Source organism: Bacillus sp. MYb56, assembly GCF_002976445.1.
In the GTDB taxonomy this organism is placed as follows: domain Bacteria; phylum Bacillota; class Bacilli; order Bacillales; family Bacillaceae_G; genus Bacillus_A; species Bacillus_A mycoides.
Window position 1 is genome coordinate 1 of record NZ_PCOH01000077.1, and the last position, 7,869, is coordinate 7,869.

Annotated in this window: 7 protein-coding genes and 1 pseudogene; 4 read left to right on the top strand and 4 right to left on the bottom strand. The window is 31.3% G+C overall.

Annotation, left to right across the window (positions count from 1 at the left end; genetic code table 11):
- Nucleotides 1–560 precede the first annotated feature (560 nt).
- Nucleotides 561–1,712, top strand: a complete 1,152-nt coding sequence (locus CQ058_RS30210; RefSeq protein ID WP_002192041.1) for a DUF3994 domain-containing protein — start codon at nt 561–563, stop codon at nt 1,710–1,712.
- Nucleotides 1,713–2,269: 557 nt separating this feature from the next.
- On the opposite strand, the gene CQ058_RS30215 is transcribed toward CQ058_RS30210, so the two are convergent.
- The 3 genes and pseudogenes from CQ058_RS30215 to CQ058_RS32820 all read right to left on the bottom strand — a co-directional run.
- Entirely contained in the window at nt 2,270–2,602 is a 333-nt protein-coding gene (locus tag CQ058_RS30215; protein WP_033733435.1) for a hypothetical protein, read from the bottom strand.
- Nucleotides 2,603–2,961: 359 nt separating this feature from the next.
- On the bottom strand, nt 2,962–3,630 hold the full coding sequence (locus CQ058_RS30220; protein ID WP_002193557.1) for a hypothetical protein: 669 nt from the start codon (nt 3,628–3,630) through the stop codon (nt 2,962–2,964).
- 1 nt (nt 3,631) lies between these two features.
- Nucleotides 3,632–4,539, bottom strand: a pseudogene (locus CQ058_RS32820) (T7SS effector LXG polymorphic toxin); the annotation flags it as partial.
- A 329-nt stretch (nt 4,540–4,868) separates the two neighbouring features.
- Between CQ058_RS32820 and CQ058_RS30235 the strand changes: the two are divergent.
- From CQ058_RS30235 to CQ058_RS30245, 3 genes are all read left to right on the top strand, one after another.
- Complete coding sequence (locus CQ058_RS30235; RefSeq protein ID WP_336619613.1) at nt 4,869–5,276, top strand: nitrous oxide-stimulated promoter family protein; 408 nt, start codon at nt 4,869–4,871, stop codon at nt 5,274–5,276.
- 454 nt (nt 5,277–5,730) lie between these two features.
- Nucleotides 5,731–6,171 carry a hypothetical protein gene (locus CQ058_RS30240; protein WP_002192034.1) on the top strand — a complete coding sequence of 147 codons (441 nt, stop codon included), beginning with the start codon at nt 5,731–5,733 and terminating at the stop codon, nt 6,169–6,171.
- A gap of 220 nt (nt 6,172–6,391) precedes the next feature.
- Nucleotides 6,392–6,583, top strand: a complete 192-nt coding sequence (locus CQ058_RS30245) for a hypothetical protein (RefSeq protein ID WP_002192033.1) — start codon at nt 6,392–6,394, stop codon at nt 6,581–6,583.
- A 694-nt stretch (nt 6,584–7,277) separates the two neighbouring features.
- Here CQ058_RS30245 and lepB read toward each other — a convergent pair.
- The gene (gene lepB, locus CQ058_RS30250) at nt 7,278–7,787 is read right to left on the bottom strand and encodes a signal peptidase I (protein WP_002193561.1); all 510 of its coding nucleotides are present in this window, start codon (nt 7,785–7,787) and stop codon (nt 7,278–7,280) included.
- Between the last annotated feature and the right edge of the window lie 82 nt (nt 7,788–7,869).

The window sequence follows — 7,869 nt, forward strand, 5'->3', positions numbered from 1 at the left end:
ATTTGTAGGTGGAATCATTCCATTTGTACAAGAACTTTTAAAAGCAGTAATGTAAGTTCATTATTCCGCAATTATTTATAAAAATTATCATACAAATGATCTGTATATCAAAAGTGAATTGATGTGCAGATCATTTGTGTGAGCGAAGTCCCTTTAGCATTATGAAGGGACTTTTTTGTTATTACCGAAAGTAAACTTTTAGATAGAGGTTTACTTTCAAAAAGGAGTCTGAGAGGTATTGTGTATAGTTTGTTCACCTCAGGTACAACAAAAACTCCATTTTGAAAAAAGATTGATCAAAATGGAGTTACTCTTTTTAACTAAGTATGAGATTTTTATAAAAAAGTTTAATCAAAACTCACTTAGAATCTTTTACTTGAAGGAATAAAGCATCGCATCTTTTTTATGAACATCGTTAATTTAGAATGAATTTTGACCATATCTGTAATTACTTGTAAAATGTTATACATAGAAAGGTATTTTAGGATAAATATAGAAGTGGTATGTTTTTAGTTTTAAAGGGGTTAAAACGCATCTATTTTATGTTTTGTGAGGGAGAATTGAAAAATCATATGAAGAATTTTAAAAAAAGTACAGGTAAAATTTTACTAGCATCTGGATTAGTAGTTTCTATGTCAGCTTGTAGTGTAACTAGTTTATTTGGAGACAAAGAAAAAACAAATGCTGAATCTGGTAAACAAGAAAGTAAGGAAACTAAAACAGAAGGAACAAGTTCAGCTAAGTCAGAAAATAAATCATCTGAAACAAAAGAAAAATCAACTAACTCGAAAGAAGAAAGTAAAGATGTTCAAATGGTTCGAGTTTTAGCAGAAGATTATCCACAACTTATGTTAGACATTGAACAAGATATGTTAAAACGCTTTGATTACTATGATTCTTCTGTAAGAGATTATCACAAAGGAAGTAAATCAAAAGTAGAGGTTCAAGATGCTATCAAAGACTTAGATAAAGTATTCGATAAGATTGAGCATATAGATGCACCTGCTAAGTATAAGGAAGACCATAAAGAAATCGTAAAAGCTGTTGGGAAGTTAAGAGAGATTTTTGCAGAAATATCAAAAGCATTTAGCACGAAAGACTCTGCTATGAATAATGATAAAGAAATCTTAGCGAAAGCAAACGAGAAGTTAAGTGAAGCGAAACGTATTTGGAAGCCAGTATTTGATAAGTTAAGTTCAGAAGCAAAAGGTGGTTCAACTACTTCTACATCAAGCGGTTCTTCAAGTAGTTCCTCTAAACCAAGTTTATCTAGCGGTAATCAAGTAAAGACATATGATAGCCAAGCAAAAACTGGTATATTCAAAGGACAAATTGATACACCTGATGAGAGTTCCGCTAAGTTTAAAAATGTACAGAACAATATGAAAGACGGTACAGAACTAGTAGGTAATTGGGGTATTGATTACGGAAACGGAGTAAAAACTACATTAGTCCTAAAAGGTGATAAGACATTTGTAACCTATGCAAATGGTTCTTATCCAAGCAAAGATAATACGGTATCAGGAACATATCAAGCAGACGTAGCTTCCAAGCAATTAATGTTAGTCGTAGAGAAAGCAACACAAAATGGTCAAGAAGTGAAGCTAGAAAGACCGATTTATTCATCGTATAAAGTTCAAAACTATGATGGTAAAGCATTACAAATATTCCATATAGACGAACAAGTTACAATTTGTTATGTAAAACAATAAATAATTAGCAAAAAACTCTGTAAAATGATTTTTACAGAGTTTTTTTGTTAGTTCCAATTTATTATAAATACGAATGTAAACTTTTCAATATTAGTTTACTTTCATTTTCTTGATTTCATTGAGTTTATCCTACCTTAGCTATTTTTAGCAAAAACACTGAGAAAAGTATACATTCAAAAATTCATGAATAAAGGGATTGCAAAATCTATTCGAAGTAAAGAACTACTTAATTGAAATGATCTAATTAATCAAAAATCTCATAATTATGATAATATATTGTTTAACAGATGTTAAAAAGGAGGACATAACAATATGACTGATTCTAAACAAAAAACACCCCTTTGGGAATGGTTTGCTTATCTTGGAGCAACCGTAACAATTATAAAACTTGTATATACATATTTGTTTTAAAATCAAACATATACATTCTACACAACCGTAGTTACCATAACACCACTTATCAGTATTCAATGTATCTAGAAAAAACCCCTTCAGTTTACTTGCTGAAGGGGTTTCGTATTTACATAATTATCGTTATTGGAAGTCGTTTTAAAATTCTACATGTTTACTTTTTTCTTGTTCTTACGAATAAACCACAACACCACAGTTAAAAATAATAAAAAAATCAGTAAAAAGAGCGGTATTTTTTGAATAAAGAAAAATCCTTTCCAAAAATCTAACCTAGTACTATCAGGAGAATCTGTTGCCATCACACCTATAAAAAAAGACAACGGAATAGCAATTATATTTATCCCTAAGCCGATCATTATGAATGATAGATTTTTATTCCAAATTTTTGGTAATGCAGCCATAATAAATAAAGATAATGCAGTACCAATTATAAGAAACAGTAATCCAAAATAAAATACAAAATACATAATAAATCCCATAATATTCATAATAAATTCCATAATATCCCTCCAAGACTTTAATTGTACCATCAATAAAGGTAATTTTGGTTGAATATGATATTCATAGAAAGTTAACATAACGTCTCATTATCGGTAGCAAAGAAAAAGGCAAATCCCTTACTCTCATAAGGGATTTGCCTTTTTTTCTTTTTATCAATCCATGAAATTTTTTATACATTCCTATCACGGTATGGGTTTTCGGGTTCTCGTTTGTTACTGGATTAGCCGAAAAACTGTATAAAATCTTGTATGCTCTTAGCATGGTTTTTTTCCGAAATGCTGGCGGTACCCCTTATAAGAGGACCACGATCATATACTTAAAATTCAATACAGCCTCTTTAAAAGGTTTTATGTGTTCTACCTCCACCTTCTATATGCTTCCTTAAATAATAATACCTATGGAGTTCCATAATAAAATGAAACAAAATAAACGAAAGCATTGAGTATACACACATTAATACAATTGCTACCATCTTTTGTGTTGCAAAACCAAGACTGATATTAGCAATGAGTTGACCCAATCCTACAAAAGCCACTACTCCGAAACCAGATTTTTTTTTCGATGACTTTGATTTTTTGATTGGTTCCTGAAGTTTTTTAATATGATTTTTATAATAATGATTCAAAGCAAAAATATACAAACCAACTGAAAAAACAAAATAGATTGGAGTTTGTAATCCTAACATTCCATATGCAAACTTTTGGGTTATAACTAATAATCCTACTGAACATACTATCCCAAATACCCCACGAAATAGAGTGTATTGTAATTGCCGTTTCCGAGGATTTATAACAATCCATATTGCCCATAAATTTAAAAAAGCAACTGGTGGAACTATCATATACATATATAGTGGTTGAAAAGGATTCGCAAAAGCAGGCAAAAGCACAAATATATCTGCTATCCCAATGACAAGAGTAATTATAGTCGATCTTATATCAGTTACAGCATAAAGAGCCATGTAATATTCAAAAACTTTTTTATTAAAATCTGTATTTTCTTTCATGTTAATTAAACCACCCTGCTACTGTTGACCAAGTTTTTTTCGCACCCGTTTTCACCATATCCTTAATACTATCATCTTCACCATCACCATCTAAATCAACATCCCATTTTACCCCTTCTGCTAAGTATGTTAATCCTACTGAAATACCGAATCCTGCTGCTGCAACTGCCAAAACTGGTGCAGCAGCAGGAAGAACTGCAACAGTCAGAACCGCAGCCCCTACAGTTGTTGCTCCTCCTACTACAACATTACCAATAATATCTCCTGCAATTTTATCACCCGAGGCATTATCTTTAATATTATCACTTGTATCTGTATATGCATCTATAGCTACACTAGCCCATCCAATCTTATCCTTTAAGGCCATTTTAGCTGCGCTTCCTTTTTTTATCATAGCTTCTATTTCTTTTATCTTAGGAGTAGCTGTTCCATTTTCGATTTTTTTTCGATATCATTTACATAGTAAATCTTATGATCTCTATGCCGTCCATTAACTTTTTTATTATCTTTAACAGAATCATAACTCTCTCTTACAAGAACTCGTTTGTTTTTTCTATCAAAGTCTTTTTTTATCTCATAACCATTCCTTACTTTATAAACTGTATTCCCTACTGCAGCTGCACCTGAAAGTGTTCCGACTATATTCCCCATTCCATCTAATGGTACCATCCCATCAAAGCCAGTCATACCTAGAAATGACTCTTTTTTGTCTACTTCAACAGATTCAGAATCCTTATTTAAACTTTCAACTTCACGAGCTTTATCTTCTGTAATTTTTTGAATAGGCCCCGTCCAATTCATATTCAATCCTTGTGTACTAAATGTACCGCTGACGACACTAAACCCTTTCCCACTTTGAACCTCCGCAAGACCTGTAGCAATACTAGTTGCTAATTGAAGTGCTGTACTAGGGGTAGCACCAACATTTCGCGGATTCCGTACGCTAAGGCTGAACTACTTGATATAACAGTAAGCGTCAAACTGTCCCCACATACCAATAGAATCAGTTCCATGTCATAATCTCCTTACGTACAAGACGGAAAGGAGATTTTTTATGGCTAAAATAGATCAATCAATAGCGTGGAAGAATCGATTGGTTTAAGCATCCGAAGCTCGTAAGAAAAAGAAAGATGTTTATTTAAGTCTTAATGCGTTCGCTTTTACTGTTGGTTATGATTGGTAGGGACATTCTCCATTAATAATTCGTAGGAAAGAGATAAAAATTAGAAAAACTGTCAATGAAAATTCATGTAAACCCTCAAAAAAAGTCTTACAATCAAAGCAGAGAGACTTTGGAACGGGAGGCACTAGCCATGAATCGAATTGAACGTGAAGAGAAAACAATTAGCATTATGATTGATATGTATTGTAAAAACGAACATGAACAAGATACTATATGTGAAGAATGTCAGAAGTTAAAAGAGTATGCTTATTTTCGTTTATCAAACTGTCCATTTCAAGAGAAGAAGCCCGCATGTCAAAATTGCAAAATTCATTGTTATAAACCAGATATGAAAGATTTCGTTAAGGATGTTATGAAGAAGAGCGGACCGAAAATGATTTTAAAACATCCATATTTCGCGGTCATGCATGTTGTTGACACAATGAAGAAGGCTCCTGACTTACCGAAAAGAAAAAAGTGCTAAAAGAAAAAACGGGTTGTCTAACAAGCCCGTTTTTTCTTTTATTAACGTAAACGACGAATAGACCTAAAAAATCAATTTTATTATATCTTTAGGTCTATTTGTCGTTTACATATAAAAAGGATTTAGCAATAGGAGCCAAAACCGGACGTTTAAGGAACTTTATTGAGTTCTAACGAAACTAACAGAAAGATGGTCAAAAACCAGTTCCGAGACTCATTACCAAAAACAAAGTCCCGTAACAAGCATTAAATATCGTTTAAGGAACTTTCTTAACGTACGGTAAAACCAAGTTTTTGAACTTAGGAATTCCTTAGCGTACGAAATTCGCGAAATGTTGGCGAGACCCCAAATAAGGCATACCGCCAAATATAAAACATATCCATAGGGAAGCGTGTAGCACCTTGCTATAATAATGTTGGAATTATTTCCTAATTATTGATGAAGGAGCTTAGACATGGAAAAGATTAATAGAATATTAAGTGATTTTGCTAAGGTTAATGAATATGATGGCGTAGGTAATGATTATAGACTATATCTTTTATCAGAAAATACAAAAGAAGATATATGTGAGCTTATAAAAAAGGATATAAAAGCTACTAGTGACGACACAATAGAACTTATACAGTTGAATGAATGGCAGCAGGATTTCCTTTCTTGTGAATTCCCTGACAGTGAAGAGTATTGGTTCGGAACAATACCCAGTGGATATGATTTGAAAGGATTAACACCGAAGGAGTTTATAATAGAACAGTTATTGAATACATTTGAACAAGGGATTGGAGCAGTTTATTGGGTAAAATTAGATATAGGAGCCTATTATGCTTGTAGTTATGAAGAATATGTCTTCGTAACCAATAAGGGAATTTATTATCTTTCTATGCAAGTACATGATTAAAAAGAAATTGTGTACAGTTAGACATAATTTAGGATATCTTTTACCCGGTTCTTTGTATGATAAGGAACTGTTGGTTTGAAATAAAGTCACGATGTTTTGAAAAAAGTTGTTGTTAAAGATGGTGTGAATTGGAATTTTACTCCATCTTTTCTTTTTAATTTTGTATAATAAAAATAATGATATTTATATATTAAACAATTAAGCAGGAGGAATAAATAATATGTTAGATACATTAATAAATCATTTTAAAGATGTAAATTTAGTATGTTCACAATGTGGTAAAACAATTGAACGTGGTGAACGATTTGCAGTTTCTTTAGTATTATCCAAAGACAAAAATATGCCTGTTGGACAATTAGATAAAGTATTAGCTAAGATAGCAAACGAAATTTTATGTAGTAAATGTAAATAATACTGAACAGGGAGCTAATCTTCACTATTTGCTTGTCAAACTTAATAACAAAAATAAATAGCTCAAAAAAATCAATCCATGCATTTTAATCAAACTTTATTTCAAAGCAACAGTAAGGGGTCTTCTTTTGTACGTCAGTTCTTTACGTATATCCAAGAATTATAGTTCTTAATAACATGAAATTCATTATCTTAGAGTTAATTATTCCTAAATATAAATATAGGTCTTTCTATAAGAATACTATATTCTTCTTCATTTACCTATGCTTATATTTTTTATAATTTATTATTATATAGATATTAATTGAAAGTATTTTGTACAAAATGAATAATTGTTTTTTTAGTAATAAAAAACAAGATACACCCCTTATTTTCTTAATTTACATAATTTTCAGATATTAAAACTCTACATGTCAAGATTTGGTATATAATGAAAGCAACCCGTAGTTAGAGTGTTTGCTCCGATTCAAGTTATGAGATAGTTTATTTCACTTTTTTTCATTATCTAAAAAAGAACTTGTAGAGATACCTACAAGTTCTTTTTATTTTCAAATTCAATATTAATAATAATTTAACTATATTAACAGGGTGCTGCTATTGTTGTGGTCTTCATGTATATTAGCAAGTATTCATTTATTCACCCAGGATTTATACTATTCAAACCTCTGTTTTTTTCTGGGAACACCATGTACTTTTTATAAAAGCCAAAAATTGCAAGCTAACACTCCTACTATACTAGTTTTATCTATATACCCTAGACCGTTTCGACTATCCATACTTTTATAACGATTATCTCCCATTACAAATAATTTGCCTGAAGGCACTTTCCTCTCGCTAAAGTTGGAGAGAAATTCAGTTTTATTAATTAAATCTTTGTAAACATAAGGTTCTTCTTGTTTCTCCCCATCTATATAAACGGAATCGTTAACCATTTCAACTGTTTCATTGGGCAAACCAATTATTCTTTTTATGTAATAATTGGAATCATTCGGTGTTTTTATAACAACAATCTGCCCATGATATAATGGGCAGATTGTTGTAGCTGCTCTATTTACTAATATATATTCTTGATCTTGTACAGTGGGGTACATGGAATTTCCTTTTACTTTATAAAAATCAAAATTGAAAAATAACAACAAAAACATCAACATACCAAATAGAAAAAACTTTAAATTAAGATTATATTCTTGTTCTTCAGATAACATATGGTTCCATTCCTTATTAATAATTTCTTGAACTCCCCCCACTTTCACTTCGTTTAGAAGAGGGGGATTCCTAAGTAAAGAG